Source organism: Calorimonas adulescens (genome assembly GCF_008274215.1).
In the GTDB taxonomy this organism is placed as follows: domain Bacteria; phylum Bacillota; class Thermoanaerobacteria; order Thermoanaerobacterales; family UBA4877; genus Calorimonas; species Calorimonas adulescens.
On record NZ_VTPS01000017.1, the window covers coordinates 20,844 to 37,505 of the forward strand.

Consider the following 16,662-nt stretch of genomic DNA (forward strand, 5'->3'; position numbering starts at 1 on the left):
CAATTCCAAGAGTGAAAGGGTCTATATCTATATTTGTAATTGTGGGTTCAAGATATTCGGCTAAAGGATAATCGTCAAAGGTTATTATGCCTATATCTTCAGGTATGTTTTTGACAAGCTGTTTGCAGTTTTGAAGTACCTTGAAGGCATACATGTTATCCAGGCATATAATAGCATCTGCGGTATTGTAAAATTTGTCGGGGGTTAATGGCTGTGAGCCAATCTCATGGATGAATTTAAGATATCCTCTGTATCTGTCAATGGCAAATATATTATTCTCGTCAATGCCTTCGAAGGCAATTTTCCTATATCCTCTGGAATACAGGTAGGAAGCCACCATATAACCGGCTTCGGTGTTATCTATATTAACCCAGCTTATGCTATCCGTCTTTTCTTGCAGATAATGAATGTCAATATAGAATAATCATAAATTTCGACAATTAATAAGAGAGTAATTTAATTGCTATATAATATGGTCAAACTTTGATAATTGTATCAGAGCGAATCTAAGGTGCGAGAATCCTGCTGATATGTGGATATGGACCTTGCATATTAGAAATGTAAGTAAAATGTATTTTCTATGATATAATTTTGATAAGACGTTTTTGGGGGTGGTCCTTATGGATATGATAAAGATAAACGGCCATAGCTATTATATACCCGGGAATACCAACGTGGGTGTATACACATATAAAAATGGCTACTGCCTGCTTGTGGACTCCGGTATAAACAACACAGCGGGGAGAAAGATATCTGAGGCGCTAACAGGGAATGGTTTTAAGCCCAGGTACATAGTAAATACGCATGCCCATACCGACCATTATGGTGCAGACCACATCCTGAGAGAGCTTTATCCAGGGCTTGCAATCTATGCTTCGCCTATAGAGTCTGCCTTTATGCGGCATAATGAACTGGAGAGTTATACCCTGTACGGTGCTGTCCCATACAAGGGGGTAAAGGATGAGATGTTCTACGCAAGGGAAACCCCTGTTGACGGTGAAATAGCTCCTGGAGAGGTAGAGTTTGATGACAGGGTCTTTACGGTTGTACCCTTGAGGGGGCATACAGCCGGTCAGATAGGGCTCATCACTGAAGACAGGGTTGCATATATAGGGGATGCCCTTTTTGACGAGAGGAGACTCAATATATATGTACCCTTTCTATATGATATTGAGGCTGAGTACAGGACACTGGATCTTCTGGAGAATATAGAGGCGGACTATTATGTCCTCGGGCATGCAGACAAGGTCTATGATGATATTAAACCCCTTGTGAAGCTCAACAGAGATACTATATATGAATATATCGAAATTATATCGGAACTCTTGGATCAGCCCAAAACCCTTGAAGGCCTGGCCAGTGAGGTATTCATACTCAAGGACATAAGGATAGACCACAGGTATTATTATACCTGCATGGCCGGGATAAAAGCTTTTGTATCCTACCTCTTGGACAGGGAAGAGATAGCCTGCGATATTCAGGATGGGAAATTAATCCTGTATAACAGTTAACAGGCAAAGATTGTCAAAAAATTATTACTCTTCTTCTAATCTTTTTATTTCCTGCTTAATGTCATCTATTATCTCTTTGTTGTAAATAATTTTTTTATCTCCTTCTTTTATTGAAAATATGGTAAATACCTTACCACCATACATTTTTTGAAATGAAGTATGAGTATTTTCCTGCATTTCTTTCCATTTATAATCTTCAAATGTATGCTCGAATGAAATTGGTTTAATCTGAAGTCCTACATATGAATCCCTTATTTTTATATAAAAGTCAACATTAAATAATCTATCCCATTCATCTGGTGCTGGTTCTATATGATAATTTATGTGACTTTGCAGTTGGCCATATATTGTGTGTATTTCCGTTTGATAACCTTCAAAAGTTCTGTCTATTACCACTTCTTTGATATAATTAATGCAATCCTCCTCGGTGACCTCAGCAATTTCATGTTGGATAACCTCTGTGATTTTAATATATAATTTTTGACCAAGTTCTCGCAAATATGATTCTGGATGTACATTTTTATAATAATAATTTCGCCATTCATCAACCGTTTTTGGAGAACAATTTCTTATTAAATTTGAAACAGCACCTACGTATCTCTTTTTATTTAGCCCCCACCTGTTCATTGCCTGATTCAATATCCACTCTTTTGACATCGTGTGCCCCCCTATATTTGATAAATTTATTTTTGTATTTATACTCTATGGTGGTATCCACATCTACCAGATTACTCTTTACTAAGTGTCCATTTATAAAGGTTTTGTTTTTTAAGTATAGATAACACAGCAGATTACCGTTTTCATCAAACTTTTTCGTGTCAAATTTTAAAAATACTTTTTTTCCTATAAGCATGTTATTCAAAAATTCAATAGCTTTCTGTTTGTTCTGTATGTTTTCTTTTATACCCAATAATTTAATCGTTAAGTTGTTGTCTAATATCAGCATTTCAGGGCTGATTATTTTTTTGACACCTAAGAAATTAATGTTACTTTCAGAGGTACCATCAATCTTAGAACCAAAATTTAATTTTTTGGGGTCCACCTTTTTATCAATTTTTACTGGGTCTTTAAAAATATAAGGAAGTTTTTTGATTCTTTCATTATAATCTATCTTATCATTTTTATCCGTGATGAATTCTAAATGAGCATTATAAGTTTTATCATCACAATGAGAATTAAATTTTTCTTTTATAATAGGTAGATAATCATGATTGATTTCGTAACCAATGGAATTTCTTTGCAATAATTTTGCCGCTAATGAGGTAGTACCACTACCGACAAATGGGTCTAAAACCGTATCACCAACGAAGCTAAACATTTTTATTAATCTGTATGGCAGTTCAACAGGGAACATGGCAAGGTGTTTATCCTGTTTTTCTCCGGGGAAATTCCAATGTCCAGAAAAGTATTGGTTCCATTCTTCTTTGGTCAATTTCGATTTTTCTTTGATATCTTTAGGGACTTTTGGAGCATTTCCAGGTTTTTTAAATATTAAAATGAATTCATAGTCAAGTTTTAAAATGCCATTTCTTGGATACGGATATGAACCCATGACTGTGGCGCCCCCGGATGTATTGCATGTAGTAACCTTTTGCCAGATAATTGCACCCATATAATCAAATCCAATTGTCTCACAGAACTTAATTATTTCTGTTCTAATTGGGATAATTTTATACCTGCCATAATAAACAGAACGTGCAAATTGGTCTCCGATATTGATACACAATCTGCAGCCCTTGTGAAGGACACGATATGCTTCTTCCCATACTAAATTTAGATTATTTATATATTCTTCGTATGTATCATTATAACCTATTTGTTCATTGCTGCCATAATCTTTTAACTGCCAGTATGGTGGTGAGGTAATTATTAAATGTATGGATTCATTTTTTATTCTGCTCATATTGCGTGCGTCACCGAAAATTATTTTGTGAAATGTGTTCATAGAATTTCCCCCTGTTTGACATAGGATAATTGTTATCTAATCAGTTCAATTATAGCATATATGCAAATAATTATTTATATCTGTTTAAGAGAGTGGGGGTTTGAAATTATAAATTTTATGATAACCAATCGGCATTTTGTAAAGCTTATTGACATATGATTCGTAAAAGTAATAAAAAAGGATGGAATAATATTATGATGAAAAAGGACTTTAATAGAAAAAAAGGGCAAAAAGATTGTCAAAAAATAATTTATGTACATTAAGACTTTTATGCAGGATATTGAACTTCTTATGTCGAACTAAAAACTGTCATATATAATGGAGGTGATAGGTTGAACGGATTGGAAGGACTAAAAAAGACACCGCTCTTTGAGCTGCATAATAAGCTGGGGGCAAAAATAGTTGAGTTTGGCGGTTGGGCAATGCCAGTACAGTATTCGAGCATACTGGAAGAACACAGGGCCGTAAGAGAGAGGGTTGGCATCTTTGATGTGTCTCACATGGGAGAGATAAGTGTCAGGGGAAGGGATGCTTTTGACTTTTTGCAGTATATACTGACCAACAATATGGGTAAACTTGAACCTGGCAAGATAGTCTATTCGCTTATGCTCTATGAAAATGGAGGTACAGTGGACGACTTTCTGGTCTACCAAATTGGGGAAAACGATTACTTGCTTGTGGTTAATGCTTCCAATACGGAGAAGGATTTTAACTGGATTAGAGAACATGCTCATGGTTTTGAAGTGGAAGTGAATAATATTTCTTCGATGTATGGTGAAGTGGCAGTTCAGGGGCCAATGGCAGAGGTCACATTACAGAAACTTACGGACTTTGAGCTTGGCAGCATACCGTATTATGAGTTTAGACACAATGTGATGCTATTAGGAATAGAAGTACTGATATCACGTACGGGATATACCGGAGAGGATGGTTTTGAGGTCTATATGGCTCCTGACAAGGCAGGGAAGCTTTGGGAGGAGATAATGGAGGCAGGGAAGGAGTATGGTATACTGCCGTGCGGCCTTGGTACCAGGGATACCCTGCGGTTTGAGGCAAGGATGCCCCTCTACGGGCATGAGCTGGATGAAAACACCACACCGCTGGAGGCCGGCCTCTCATTTGCAGTATCATTTGACAAGGACTTTATAGGGAAGGATGCCCTATTGAGGGAGAAAGAGGATGGGCTTAAAAAGAAGCTGGTTGGCTTTGAGATGGTGGATAAGGGTATACCGCGTAAGGATTATGAGGTATATAAGGATGGGGCAAAGATAGGCTATGTGACGACAGGGACACACTCGCCTACCTTGGATAAAAACATAGGCCTGGCCTATGTAAAGCCTGACTATGCTAAGATTGGCGAGGAATTTGATATAATGATAAGGGGAAAAGCAAACAGGGCTGTGGTGGTAAAGACGCCATTCTATAAAAGGCAGGCATAGCGACAGGGCCGGATGTTATTCCATGTATACAATTTGGCTGTAATTATTTACAAAGCGTGGCATATAACATCCAAAGGCAGCATTAAAGCGAGTCTATGATACTCTTAATGAGAGGCAAATGCAGCCGGGGCATCTGGCATGGATGCCTGCTGAGCCGACGCTTAAGGCTTGCGGTGCCGAATGTAGGCGCGCCCGGCAAAGTGTAGACATAAATTGTAGAGCATCAGGAGGAGCGATCAAGTGCCGGGATGTTATTGACATGCATATATCTGATTTTAATTAAACTATAAATAATAAGGAGGAGTAGGATATGCATTTTCCAGATGACCTTTATTATTCTGATGACCATGAATGGTTGAAGGTGGAAGGCAGCAGGGGGATCATAGGGATTACCGAATATGCCCAGGCAGAGCTGGGCGACGTGGTCTATGTGGAACTGCCATCGGTTGGGGACGAGTTTGAGGCGGGAGACAACTTTGGGGTGGTGGAGTCTGTGAAGTCTGTCTCAGACCTGTATATACCGGTGAGCGGCAGGGTGGTGGAGGTAAACGAGGAGCTGGACGATTCCCCTGAACTGGTGAATCAGGACCCATATGGTAAAGGATGGATGATTGTGGTCGAACTGGATGACCCTGAGGAGACAGCAGACCTCATGAGTTCTGCTGAGTATGAGTCCTTTATCAAGGAGAGTGAATGATATGGACTATATCCCCAATACAGATGTGGAGAGGGAGGAGATGCTAAGGGCCATTGGTGCATCCTCTATAGAGGACCTTTTTTCAGACATCCCTGAGGATGTGAAATTCAATGGCAGGCTGAACCTGCCTGAGGCCATGTCTGAACTGGAGGTAAAGAGGCATATGACAGCCCTGGCGGAGAGCAATGCAGAGGCAGAGCACTACACCTATTTTATAGGCGGTGGTATATATGACCACTATATACCCTCTGCAGTCTCTCATATTACAGGGAGATCAGAGTTCTATACTGCCTATACGCCATACCAGCCGGAGGTAAGCCAGGGCACCCTGCAGTCCATATTTGAATACCAGTCCATGATATGTGAGCTTACCGGCATGGATGTATCCAATGCCTCCATGTATGATGGGGCTTCAGCCATGGCCGAGGCAGGGCTTATGGCAGTAAAGATAAGGGGTAAGGGCAGGATACTTGTATCTAAGACTGTTCACCCGGAATACAGAAGGGTCTTGGAGACGTATGCTGCGGGGATGGACATCGATATAGTAGAGGTGGACTATAAGGATGGTGCAACAGACGTAGAGGACCTGAAGGCAAAGCTATCCGAGGTTGACTGCCTTATTGTGCAAAACCCCAACTTCTTTGGATGTATAGAGGATGTCAGGATGCTCTCAGGACTTATCCATGAGGCCGGAGGTCTTTTTATAGCAGTGGTAGACCCGCTGTCTCTCGGTATATTAAAAGCTCCCGGAGATTACGGCGCAGACATTGTATGCGGAGATGGCCAGGCCCTGGGCAACCCCATGAACTTTGGCGGGCCGCACCTGGGATTTCTGGCTACAAGGGAACAGTTTGTAAGGAGTATGCCCGGAAGGATTGTGGGCCAGACCATAGATAACAGGGGCAATACAGGCTACGTGCTTACCATGCAGACCAGGGAGCAGCACATAAGGAGGGAGAAGGCCACATCCAACATATGTTCCAACCAGGCCCTGTGTGCACTGGCTGCCACGGTATATCTCTCGCTTATGGGTAAGAAGGGGCTTAAGGAGGTGGGGGAACAGTGCCTGGCAAAATCCCATTACCTTGCCGGCAAATTGAGAGAGGCAGGTTTCTCACTGGCCTTTGATAAACACTTTTTCAAGGAGTTTGTAATAAAACTGGACGGTGATGTCTCCTCAGTGATTGATAGGCTGCTGGAGAAAAAGATAATTGCCGGTATAGACCTCTCCCGCTTTTATCCCGAGCTTAAGGGGTGCATGATGATTGCTGTTACGGAAAAGCGTACAAAACAGGAGATGGATGAGCTGGTAGCTGGATTGGAGGGACTGAGATGAGACTGGTGCCATTGATTTTTGATCTCAGCAGAGAGGGTAGACGGGGCTATTCTCTGCCGGCATTGGATGTGCCCATGGTGGATGATGTCATACCTGAAGAGATGGTACGTACTGAAGAGCCCAATCTGCCAGAGGTGTCAGAAGCTGATGTTATCAGGCATTTTACCAATCTGTCGGAATTAAACCACGGAGTGGATGTTGGCTTTTACCCGCTGGGTTCGTGTACCATGAAGTATAGCCCCAAGCTAAATGAGGATGTGGCAAGGCTTGCAGGCTTTGCGGAGAGCCATCCCTATCAGCCTGAATCTGTGTCTCAGGGAAGCCTCCACCTTATGTATGATATGGAGAAATTTCTGGCAGAGATTTCCGGTATGGACAGGGTTACACTGCAGCCAGCTGCAGGTGCGCATGGTGAATTCACCGGCATGAGCATTATAAGGGCATACCATGAGTATAAAGGAAATAAAAAGACCAAGGTCATCATACCCGACTCGGCCCACGGCACCAATCCTGCCACAGCCACCATGTGTGGCTACAAGGTTGTGGAGGTGAAGTCCGATGGGAGGGGTGGCATAGACTTAGAAAAGCTGAAGGATGCTTTGGATGACGAGGTAGCCGCACTTATGCTGACTAACCCTAACACCCTTGGCCTCTTTGATGAGAACATTGGTAAGATTACCGAAATGGTGCATAGTGTTGGCGCTCTGTGCTACTATGATGGCGCAAACTTAAACGGCACCCTGGGAAAGGCCAGGCCGGGAGATATGGGCTTCGACGTTGTCCACATAAACCTTCATAAGACCTTCTCGACACCCCATGGCGGCGGTGGACCGGGCTCAGGTCCTGTGGGCGTGAAGAAAGAACTGATTGACTTCCTGCCTGTACCTGTGGTTGACTATGACGGTGAAAGGTATTACTTTAACTACGATCTACCCCATACCATAGGCAAGGTCAGGAGCTTTTACGGTAACTTTAATATTGTGGTAAGGGCCTATGCTTACATCCTCTTTAACGGCCCGGATGGACTCAGGAGGGTCTGCGAGAATGCTGTGCTCAATGCCAACTACATTATGGAAAACCTGAAAGACCTCTATTACCTTCCCTATGACAGATACTGCAAACACGAGTTTGTCATAAGCTCAAAGTGGCAGAAACGGGAGAATGGTGTCAGGACCATAGATGTGGCCAAGAGGCTTTTAGACTTTGGCATACACCCGCCTACAGTATACTTCCCTCTTATTGTCGAGGAAGCCCTTATGATAGAGCCTACAGAGACAGAGAGCAAAGAGACTCTTGATAATTTTATAAGCGTCATGAGGCAGATAGCAAAAGAGGCAAAGGAAAATCCTGATCTTGTAAAAAGCGCGCCACATGATACACCTGTAGGAAGACTTGACGAAGCTGCAGCTGCAAGACATCCGGTGCTAAGATATATAAAGAAATAGGATAGATGTTACACACGGCATTCATATGTTGCTCTTTATACTGCCACATATAGGTCATCGATTGGTGTTGCGTACAGGTTCAAGTATAACCAGTTGGTGTTCAAATGTATTCAGATCAGGAGGGATAATGTTGAAAAAAATTGACATGTACTATCCTGGTAAGACTAAATCCGTAAGCATAACCGGCCAGGCATGTTCTTTGAACTGTTCCCACTGCATGGGCCACTATCTAAGGGACATGATAAGCCTTAAAGAAGCGGACAATACCGATTCCTCCAGCTTTCTTATAAGTGGAGGCTGTGACAGAGAAGGGAAGGTACCTGTAAATAGATTTTTGGATGAGATTAAGATGCTGAAAAGAAAGGCCAGGCTGAATATCCACTGCGGTCTTGTGAATGAGGATGAGGCTAAAACCATAGGGGAGGTTGCTGATAAGGTATCCTTCGACTTTACGGTGGATGATGAGGCCATCCATGAAGTCTTTGGCTTGAATAAAGGCAGTGAGGATTATATAAGGTCCTATGAGTTTCTCAGGAGGTATACAGATGTGGTACCGCATATACTGATAGGCTTAAAGGGTGGGATCATAGACAGGGAATATGAGGCAATAAGGGTATTAAAGGACATGGGCACGGAGAAAATAGCGTTTATCATATTCAGGCCAACCATTGGCACACCTTTTGCGGACAGAAAGCCACCGGGGGTAATGGAAGCGGCTGACGTATTGAGGTTTGCCAGAAAGGCCTTGCCTCACGGGTATATCACCTTGGGGTGTATGAGGCCGGGTGGCTCATACCGGGATAGTATCGACAGGATGGCTGTAGATATAGGCGTGGACGGCATAGTAAACCCAACCCCGGGTGCAGTCATGTATGCCAAAGAAATGGCGTATGACATAAATATCAAAGAGGAGTGCTGTGTGCTATGAGGGTATCAGAGGGTACGGCCAGGGTAATAGGTCTAAGTAAAATAAGGTTAGATGCTTTTCCAACCACTGCATACATAATGGTGGGAGAAAAATGCAGGCGTGGATGCAGTTTTTGTACGCAGAGTATACGGTCTGATAGCCGCAGGGACTATCTCTCGAGGGTGACATGGCCAGAGTTTGATGATGACTCTGTGGCGGCCGGCATTGCCCGGGCCTATGGAGAGGGCAGCCTTAAGAGAGCATGCCTTCAAGTGGTGGACAGCAAAGAGGGTATGGCAGCTGTTCAGGAGGTATTAAAGAAGCTTAAGGCTGCCAATGATATACCAGTAAACGCCTCTGTCTATATCACATCGATAGAAGAGGCAGATGAGCTCTTTGAGCTGGGGGTAGATACAATATCCCTTCCCATCGATGTGGCTTCTAAAGAGCTTTACAGCGATATAAAAGGTGGTTCCTTAGACAGGCTTTTAGATATAATATATGGGCTGGCTGAGAAATATCCGGGTCGTATAAATACACACCTTATAGCGGGACTTGGGGAGACGGAGCAAGAGATGATAAAACTGATATATGACCTCCATAGACATGGGGTCTCTGTGGCCCTCTTTGCCTTTACTCCGGTGAGGGGTACTCCCATGGAAGGCAGGGGACAGCCCCATATAGGAAGTTACAGGAGGGTGCAGATTTCAAGGTATCTGCTTGTAAACGGCCTGGCCTCTTTCGATGATTTTGTTTTCAAGGATGGGGTGCTTGTAGACATTAAAGGTAAAAAAGAGATAATGGAGCTTTTAAAAGACGGAAAGGCATTTATGACTTCAGGATGCCCGGACTGCAACAGGCCCTACTATAACGAGAGGCCGGGGGGCACCATGTACAACTATCCAAGGCCGCTTACTAAAGATGAGGCGTTAGAGGCTATCTGTGAGAGCGGACTTTTTGAGGTGGATATGCGATGATGGAGAGGGTATGGAGGCTTATAGACACAGGATATAGTGATGGGGCTTACAACATGGCGGTTGACGAGGCCCTGATGGAGTCTGTAGCTGCCGGGGAAAGTCCCCCGGTGCTCAGGTTTTTCGGATGGAGCCCACCCACCCTTTCCATAGGTTATTTCCAGAGGGCAGAAAGAGAGGTAAATTTAGAGAGACTTAAGGGACAGGGCATAGGATTTGTCAGGAGGCCCACGGGCGGCAGGGCGGTCCTCCATGACAGAGAGATAACATACAGTGTCTCCATAAGGGAGAGCGACCTGCCTGGTTCTGTCATTGAGACATATAAGGTACTGAGCCTTGGACTTGTGGAAGGCCTGAAGCAATTGGGAATAGAGGCAGAGGTGGCATCACTCAAGGAGAGCGGGACAGAGAGGGCCCTTACCTCCGCCTGCTTTGATTCTCCATCATGGTACGAGGTGGTCTTTCATGGTAAAAAGCTCATTGGAAGTGCACAGGTGAGGAAATACGGGACCATCCTCCAGCATGGCTCCATCATGCTGGACTTTGACCCGCAAAAACTGGCGCTCACGATGAATGTGGACGACAAGGCAAGGGAAAGGATAGCTTCAATGCTCTCTAAGAAAGCGGGTAGCCTATCAGAAATGGCCGGCAGAGAGATAGGTTATTCTGAGGCTGGCCAGGCCATATCGGCAGGTTTTAAAAAGGTCTTTGGCATAGGCTATATCATCTCCAGTCTTACAGAGGAAGAAGAGAAAAGGGCATTGGAACTGGTAGAAAAGTATAAAAGCGATGAATGGAACCTCATGAGATAAAAGACCCCCTGACAACTGATCATCAGGGGTCTTTAAACACTTCCAGTAGCATTCGTGATATTCTCACACTGCTGATGTGTTTAAGCAATATCATGACTCTTTTAAAGGGCTTTAAACTACCCTCACTATCTCTTCATATCCCCTGTGTTTGAGCCTTGGATACAATGTTTTGCTCTCATCGAAGTATCCCAAGCATATCAGAAGGACTACCACCTTGTTATCGGGTATATTAAACTCCTTTTTTATCTTATCCTCCTCAAACCCTATCATGGCATGGGACTCAACACCATAATATTTTGCAGCATACATTAAAGACATATAGAGGAATGATGTATTTCTCACAGCAAAGTTGTTTCTCTTCAGCTCAGTATTATAAAGGACATTCCTGGCAAACTCGATACTTCCACGTATCTTGTCGTCGGGTGTGCCCACATCCCTCATGTACCACCATGCATCATTGGCCTCTGTGTAGGCATCCTTGTCACCAACCATGATCAAGGTAACAGGTGCTGCAAGTATCTTGGGCTGTTTTAAGGCTGCATCGTATAGCCTCTGCTTCGCCTCAGGTGACCTTACTGCTATTATCTCCCATGGTTGCAGGTTAAAGGCTGATGGGGCCAGTACTGCTAAATCTATTATCTTTTTTAATATTTCCTCATCTAAATCCCTGCTGCTGTCGAAGAAGTTGACTGAAAAAAAAACAATCCCCATCTCTGGGGATTAATCCTCGTTATAATTTCTAAAGGCTACACTTATGAGTCTATCAACCACTAAAGCAATAACACCACCAAGCAGAGCAGTATAGAGCTGGGGTATCTGCATTGCCTGTGCTATAGGGGGCGGGACGCTTACGATGAGCCTCACAGCGGTCGAAAGGATTAAAAACTTGGCTACAGCACCTATGACCATGCCGGCTATAGAGCCAATGTAGACATTTTTAATAAGCACGCGGAATAAGACCCACAGTATGACAATCACAGCATTTCCTAGCATGATGAAGGGTATCATAGGGGCAAGGGGAGGCGCCAGTGTACCTCTCATGAAGGCAATCCATGGGGTGAGAAGACCTATTATGATACCGCCAAGAGGGCCGACATATATGCCGGAAATCATCAGCATGGCATTTACAGCAGGACCGGTTACCATCTGAGGAAAGCCGAACATCTGAAATACCAGAGTGACAGCTAATAGAAGGGCCGTGCGTGTGAGCCACCGTACGCTGAATGGCTTTAAAGCGTTCTTTTCCATAGTATCATCCCCTTGTTATTTAATTAACTACTATAACTTATTATACTCTTGCAGAGGATGGTATACAATATATACTTACTTCTAACCGGGTAAATGGTAGAAAACAACCTGGATAAAGAGGATTTATATATTTGAGAAACTGGAAACTTGATATACCTGATGTTGACGATATAATTAATGCCGTTCAAATAAGTCAGCGATATGTGCTTTTTGGGATTCTCTGATAATTACAAGTGCAATAAATCTTAACTGTGATGTGATAGGAAGTGAAGATTTGAATTCAGGGCAATATTTTGATAAAGTAAAAGCTGTAATCCATTTCTTAATATATAAAAGCAAAAAATAGAATAATTAAGATAAGGGGATGTGTGTAATGATGAAGATAAAAGATATAAGGGTGTCAAGAATAAAGGCACCACTGAAAAAGCCCTTTAGGACAGCACTTAGAGAGGTAAACTCTGTGGAGGACGTGCTGGTGGAGATAGAGACCGATGACGGACTGGTAGGCTTGGGAGAAGCCGCTCCAACCGCTGTTATAACCGGCGATATACTGGGTTCTATTGAGGATGCCATATTGAACTATATAAGGCCTGCCATACTTGGGATGGATGTGCTTGACACAGATAGGGTTTTTCTGGCCATGGATAAATGCATACTGCATAACAGCAGTGCAAAGGCCGCAGTGGACATGGCCGTATATGACCTTCTAGGCAAATATTACAGGGTGCCGCTATACAAGCTTCTGGGAGGATATACCGACAGGATAAAAACAGATATTACTATAAGCATAAATGAGATAGATGAAATGGTGGAAGACTCTGTAAGGGCAGTGAGAGATGGATTTGATACCCTAAAGACAAAGGTTGGGGGAGACTATAAGAAAGACATTGAGAGGGTAAAGGCTATCAGAGAGGCGGTTGGGCCCGGGGTTAAGATAAGGCTTGATGCCAATCAGGGATGGAGGCCGAAGGATGCCGTAAGGGTAATTAATGCCCTGGAGAGGTATGACATAGAGCTGATAGAGCAGCCTGTACCGGCATGGGATATAGATGGCCTGGCCGATGTGACGAGAGCCGTATCTGTGCCTGTCATGGCCGATGAGGCCCTTTTTTCTCCCAATGATGCCTTAAGGTTAATCTCTATGAGGGCATGTGACATATTGAACATAAAGCTGATGAAGGCCGGGGGAATCCACAATGCGCTTAAGATCAATTATATGGCTGAGGCAGCTGGAATAGAGTGTATGGTAGGGAGCATGATGGAGTGCAAGGTATCAGTGACAGCGGCGGCCCACTTTGCAGCCTCAACGCACAATGTCACAAGGCTTGACCTCGATGCGGCGTATCTTCTGGCGGATGACCCTGTAGCAGGCGGTATAAGTTATGACGGTCCGGATATAAGCTTTGCTGAAGGGCCTGGCCTTGGGATAACAGGGATTAGATGATACAATGGACGTGATGACTGGGTGGATATAGACAAAGATACAAGGATCATCGCACTGTTTGGCAACCCGGTGGGGCACTCCATATCTCCGGCCATACACAATGCAGCCTTTACGAGGGCTGGCCTCAACTACATATACATACCTTTTGAGCTTAAGGAGAACCAGCTTGAGAGGGCACTGAACTCATTCGATTGTTTCAGGATTGAAGGCGCCAACGTTACCGTCCCCTATAAGACCGATGTTATCAAGTACCTGGATGAACTGGATGAAAAGGCAAGGATTATAGGCGCTGTAAATGTCATATCCTATTGTGACGGAAAACTAAAGGGATATAATACTGACGGCGACGGTTTTTTAATGTCTTTGAAAGAGAATGCCGGGATAACACCGGAGGGGCATACCATACTCATACTGGGCGGCGGAGGTGCTGCCAGGGCCATAGCGTTTTCTTTGGCAATCCATAGAGCAAAGAGGGTCTATATTGCCAACAGGACATATGAAAGGGCGGCAAAACTCTCAGAAGAAATAAACAGGGCAGCAAAGGGAGCCGCCGTTCCAATACATTTTGACTATGATAGTCTTAAAGCTGTATCGTACAAAGCAGACATTATAGTCAATGCCACTACTGTGGGTATGTCTCCTCATACAGATGAATCCCCTGTACCAATAAAGATAATACACAGCTCCCAGCTTGTGTGTGATGTGGTCTATAATCCCATCATGACAAGGCTTTTACGCGAGGCATCGGATAAGGGTTGCGACGTGCTTACCGGGCTTGGCATGTTTATATATCAGGCTATAGAATCCTTCAAGATATGGACCGGCATAGAACCGGACTATGACGAGCTATACGAGATTGCTTACAGGAAGCTTGCAGACTCAGATGGGAAAGGTCTATAAATATTATCGGTATTATTGGCATACAGCTATTTGGCTGTTCATAAGATTCAAAGTTGCATTTAAACGGTACAGCAGTATAATTATATATAGAAGTGGAAAATGTTTTTTAATTATTAAGCGTATTTAGATAAAATTATTATTATTAAATTGGGAAGGGGAATCACATGATGAAACGGTTGCCATCCAGGGATGAAATTGACGGTAAATACAAATGGAGGTTGGAGGACATTTATGGGAATGATGCACTCTGGGAGGAGGATTACGGGAAGGCATACTCATTGATTGAAAAGGCGGAGAGCTTCAGAGGAGGTATAGACATATCCAATGTTCCTGATGTGCTTAAGGCAAGGGATGAGGCCTTTATGCTGGTGGAAAGGCTTTATTCCTATGCTCGCATGAGGAAGGATGAGGATAACACAAAGGCAGTATATCAGGGCCTGGCTGACCGTGCCATGAGCCTTTATGTAGAAGCATCAGGCAGGCTCTCCTTTATTGAACCGGAAATACTTAAACTGCCTGGCGATGAACTTTTAAACAGGGCCAATGAAGATGCAGGAATGAAGGTATACAGGCATTACATAGAAAATCTTGTCAGGCAGAAGGACCACATACTTGATGCTGAAAAGGAGAGGATACTGGCCGAGGCACAGGAAGCACTGTCTTCACCTGGAGATATATATAGGATGCTCACCGACGCAGATTTGCGGTTTCCTGTAATAAAAGATGAAAATGGAGAAGAGGTTGAACTTTCTAAGGGAAGATACTCAAAAATGATATCGAGCTTTGACAGGCAGGTAAGGGAAAATGCCTTTAAAGCGCTTCATACCACATACGGTAGTTATATCAATACGATAGCGGCCTCAATGAGAGCAAACATCAAGGCGGACATCTTTAATAAAAATCAAAGGAGATTTAATTCTTCTTTAGAGGCTTCTCTTTTCCAGGACAATATCCCTGTGAGGGTCTACGATGACCTGATAGACACAGTTAACGAGCGCCTACCCCTGATGTACAGGTATGTGTCTTTAAGAAAAAGGGCGCTGGGGCTCAACGAGATTCATCTGTATGATATGTATGTGCCTCTGGTAAGAGAGTATGACAGGGAGTTTACCTATGAGGAAGCAAGGGATATAGTACTTGAAGGTTTAAGGCCACTTGGCGATGAATATCTTGACATTGTAAAAGAGGGCTTTGAGTCAGGCTGGATAGATGTGTATGAGACAAGGGGGAAGACCAGCGGAGGATATTCCTCATGGGCTTACGGTGTCCATCCATATATCCTCTTAAACTATCAAGGCAAGCTGGACGATGTGTTTACACTGGCTCATGAGATGGGACATTCGGTGCATACATATTACTCTGATAAAGCACAGCCTTTTATTTACAAGAGTTATCCAATATTCCTTGCAGAGATTGCCTCAACATGTAATGAGGCGCTGCTGATAAATCATCTTCTGGATAAATCTGGTTCAAAGGAAGAGAAGATGTATCTATTAAACCACTTTATGGACCAGTACAGGAGCACACTCTTCAGGCAGACTATGTTTGCCGAGTTTGAAAAAATTACTCACGGGATGGCAGAAGCTGGAGAACCGCTTACACCTGATACACTATGCAATGTATACCACGACCTTAATGCAAAATATTTTGGGCCTGATGCTGTAATAGATAAGGAGATATCCTATGAATGGGCCAGGATACCTCACTTTTACAACAGTTTTTATGTGTATAAATACGCTACAGGTTTTTCGGCAGCTATAGCATTGTCACAGATAATACTGAGGGATGGCAAAAGAGCGGTGGATAACTATACGGAATTTTTAAAGAGCGGCGGTTCCGATTATCCACTCAATATATTAAAGCGCACCGGTGTTGACCTGACTGTGCCGGAACCAATATATGATGCTCTTGATTTCTTTGAGAGGCTCTTGGATGAGTTTGAAAAGCTTATTTAGTCCTACCTGAGATGGTAGGATTTTTTATGTTTTCCATCCAGAAGTAGTA

General features: G+C 43.4%; 15 protein-coding genes and 1 pseudogene. 11 read left to right on the forward strand and 5 right to left on the reverse strand.

All coding sequences use genetic code 11. The features are described 5' to 3' along the window. Positions 1–10: 10 nt before the first annotated feature. A pseudogene (locus tag FWJ32_RS13915) lies at positions 11–415 on the reverse strand (substrate-binding domain-containing protein); the annotation flags it as partial. Positions 416–620: 205 nt separating this feature from the next. Between FWJ32_RS13915 and FWJ32_RS10395 the strand changes: the two are divergent. Beyond that, positions 621–1,511: an MBL fold metallo-hydrolase gene (locus tag FWJ32_RS10395; protein ID WP_149545893.1), complete on the forward strand. Its 891-nt coding sequence runs from the start codon at positions 621–623 to the stop codon at positions 1,509–1,511. Between the two features lie 24 nt (positions 1,512–1,535). Here the strand turns inward: FWJ32_RS10395 and FWJ32_RS10400 are convergent, their stop codons facing one another. Then, positions 1,536–2,168: an MjaI family restriction endonuclease gene (locus tag FWJ32_RS10400; RefSeq protein WP_149545894.1), complete on the reverse strand. Its 633-nt coding sequence runs from the start codon at positions 2,166–2,168 to the stop codon at positions 1,536–1,538. After that, positions 2,116–3,456 (reverse strand): DNA methyltransferase, encoded by a 1,341-nt coding sequence (locus FWJ32_RS13920; RefSeq protein WP_149545895.1) that lies wholly within the window; start codon positions 3,454–3,456, stop codon positions 2,116–2,118. Before FWJ32_RS13920 ends, FWJ32_RS10400 begins: the two co-directional genes overlap by 53 nt. 341 nt (positions 3,457–3,797) lie before the next feature. Here FWJ32_RS13920 and gcvT point away from each other — a divergent pair, with 341 nt between their 5' ends. The 7 genes from gcvT (at position 3,798) to FWJ32_RS10440 (ending at position 11,066) form a co-directional block, all read left to right on the forward strand. Continuing rightward, a complete protein-coding gene (gcvT, locus tag FWJ32_RS10410) occupies positions 3,798–4,895 on the forward strand; it encodes a glycine cleavage system aminomethyltransferase GcvT (RefSeq protein WP_149545923.1) in 1,098 nt (365 codons plus the stop codon). A 310-nt stretch (positions 4,896–5,205) separates the two neighbouring features. After that, positions 5,206–5,592: a glycine cleavage system protein GcvH gene (gene gcvH / locus FWJ32_RS10415; protein ID WP_149545896.1), complete on the forward strand. Its 387-nt coding sequence runs from the start codon at positions 5,206–5,208 to the stop codon at positions 5,590–5,592. Position 5,593: 1 nt separating this feature from the next. Continuing rightward, positions 5,594–6,928, forward strand: a complete 1,335-nt coding sequence (gene gcvPA / locus FWJ32_RS10420; RefSeq protein WP_149545897.1) for an aminomethyl-transferring glycine dehydrogenase subunit GcvPA — start codon at positions 5,594–5,596, stop codon at positions 6,926–6,928. Continuing rightward, positions 6,925–8,373 (forward strand): aminomethyl-transferring glycine dehydrogenase subunit GcvPB, encoded by a 1,449-nt coding sequence (gene gcvPB / locus FWJ32_RS10425; protein WP_149545898.1) that lies wholly within the window; start codon positions 6,925–6,927, stop codon positions 8,371–8,373. The genes gcvPA and gcvPB overlap by 4 nt, the downstream gene beginning before the upstream one ends. A gap of 130 nt (positions 8,374–8,503) precedes the next feature. Further along, entirely contained in the window at positions 8,504–9,301 is a 798-nt protein-coding gene (locus FWJ32_RS10430; RefSeq protein ID WP_149545899.1) for a LipS1 family lipoyl synthase, read from the forward strand. Continuing rightward, the gene (locus FWJ32_RS10435) at positions 9,298–10,257 is read left to right on the forward strand and encodes a LipS2 family lipoyl synthase (protein WP_149545900.1); all 960 of its coding nucleotides are present in this window, start codon (positions 9,298–9,300) and stop codon (positions 10,255–10,257) included. Before FWJ32_RS10430 ends, FWJ32_RS10435 begins: the two co-directional genes overlap by 4 nt. Further along, entirely contained in the window at positions 10,254–11,066 is an 813-nt protein-coding gene (locus tag FWJ32_RS10440; RefSeq protein WP_203227730.1) for a lipoate--protein ligase family protein, read from the forward strand. Before FWJ32_RS10435 ends, FWJ32_RS10440 begins: the two co-directional genes overlap by 4 nt. 111 nt (positions 11,067–11,177) lie before the next feature. Here FWJ32_RS10440 and FWJ32_RS10445 read toward each other — a convergent pair whose 3' ends face one another. Next, positions 11,178–11,777, reverse strand: coding sequence for a nitroreductase family protein (locus FWJ32_RS10445; protein WP_149545901.1), 600 nt, complete (start codon positions 11,775–11,777; stop codon positions 11,178–11,180). 9 nt (positions 11,778–11,786) lie between these two features. Next, positions 11,787–12,314, reverse strand: a complete 528-nt coding sequence (locus FWJ32_RS10450; RefSeq protein ID WP_149545902.1) for an ECF transporter S component — start codon at positions 12,312–12,314, stop codon at positions 11,787–11,789. Positions 12,315–12,687: 373 nt separating this feature from the next. Between FWJ32_RS10450 and FWJ32_RS10460 the strand changes: the two genes are divergently transcribed. The 3 genes from FWJ32_RS10460 to pepF all read left to right on the forward strand — a co-directional run bounded on the left by FWJ32_RS10460 (position 12,688) and on the right by pepF (position 16,613). Then, the gene (locus FWJ32_RS10460; RefSeq protein ID WP_238988859.1) at positions 12,688–13,758 is read left to right on the forward strand and encodes a mandelate racemase/muconate lactonizing enzyme family protein; all 1,071 of its coding nucleotides are present in this window, start codon (positions 12,688–12,690) and stop codon (positions 13,756–13,758) included. Positions 13,759–13,779: 21 nt separating this feature from the next. Continuing rightward, positions 13,780–14,658 (forward strand): shikimate dehydrogenase, encoded by an 879-nt coding sequence (gene aroE / locus FWJ32_RS10465; RefSeq protein ID WP_149545903.1) that lies wholly within the window; start codon positions 13,780–13,782, stop codon positions 14,656–14,658. 167 nt (positions 14,659–14,825) lie between these two features. Further along, on the forward strand, positions 14,826–16,613 hold the full coding sequence (gene pepF, locus FWJ32_RS10470; protein ID WP_149545926.1) for an oligoendopeptidase F: 1,788 nt from the start codon (positions 14,826–14,828) through the stop codon (positions 16,611–16,613). Positions 16,614–16,662 lie beyond the last annotated feature (49 nt).

Excerpts from the sequence above, each read along its gene's own strand:
- FWJ32_RS10445 (WP_149545901.1), bottom strand. The coding sequence starts at position 11,777 with ATGGGGATTGTTTTTTTTTCAGTCAACTTCTTCGACAGCAGCAGGGAT.
- gcvH (WP_149545896.1), top strand. The coding sequence starts at position 5,206 with ATGCATTTTCCAGATGACCTTTATTATTCTGATGACCATGAATGGTTG.
- gcvPB (WP_149545898.1), top strand. The coding sequence starts at position 6,925 with ATGAGACTGGTGCCATTGATTTTTGATCTCAGCAGAGAGGGTAGACGG.
- FWJ32_RS10395 (WP_149545893.1), top strand. The coding sequence starts at position 621 with ATGGATATGATAAAGATAAACGGCCATAGCTATTATATACCCGGGAAT.
- FWJ32_RS10440 (WP_203227730.1), top strand. The coding sequence starts at position 10,254 with ATGATGGAGAGGGTATGGAGGCTTATAGACACAGGATATAGTGATGGG.
- FWJ32_RS10400 (WP_149545894.1), bottom strand. The coding sequence starts at position 2,168 with ATGTCAAAAGAGTGGATATTGAATCAGGCAATGAACAGGTGGGGGCTA.
- pepF (WP_149545926.1), top strand. The coding sequence starts at position 14,826 with ATGAAACGGTTGCCATCCAGGGATGAAATTGACGGTAAATACAAATGG.
- FWJ32_RS10435 (WP_149545900.1), top strand. The coding sequence starts at position 9,298 with ATGAGGGTATCAGAGGGTACGGCCAGGGTAATAGGTCTAAGTAAAATA.
- gcvPA (WP_149545897.1), top strand. The coding sequence starts at position 5,594 with ATGGACTATATCCCCAATACAGATGTGGAGAGGGAGGAGATGCTAAGG.
- FWJ32_RS10460 (WP_238988859.1), top strand. The coding sequence starts at position 12,688 with ATGATGAAGATAAAAGATATAAGGGTGTCAAGAATAAAGGCACCACTG.
- FWJ32_RS10450 (WP_149545902.1), bottom strand. The coding sequence starts at position 12,314 with ATGGAAAAGAACGCTTTAAAGCCATTCAGCGTACGGTGGCTCACACGC.
- FWJ32_RS13920 (WP_149545895.1), bottom strand. The coding sequence starts at position 3,456 with ATGAACACATTTCACAAAATAATTTTCGGTGACGCACGCAATATGAGC.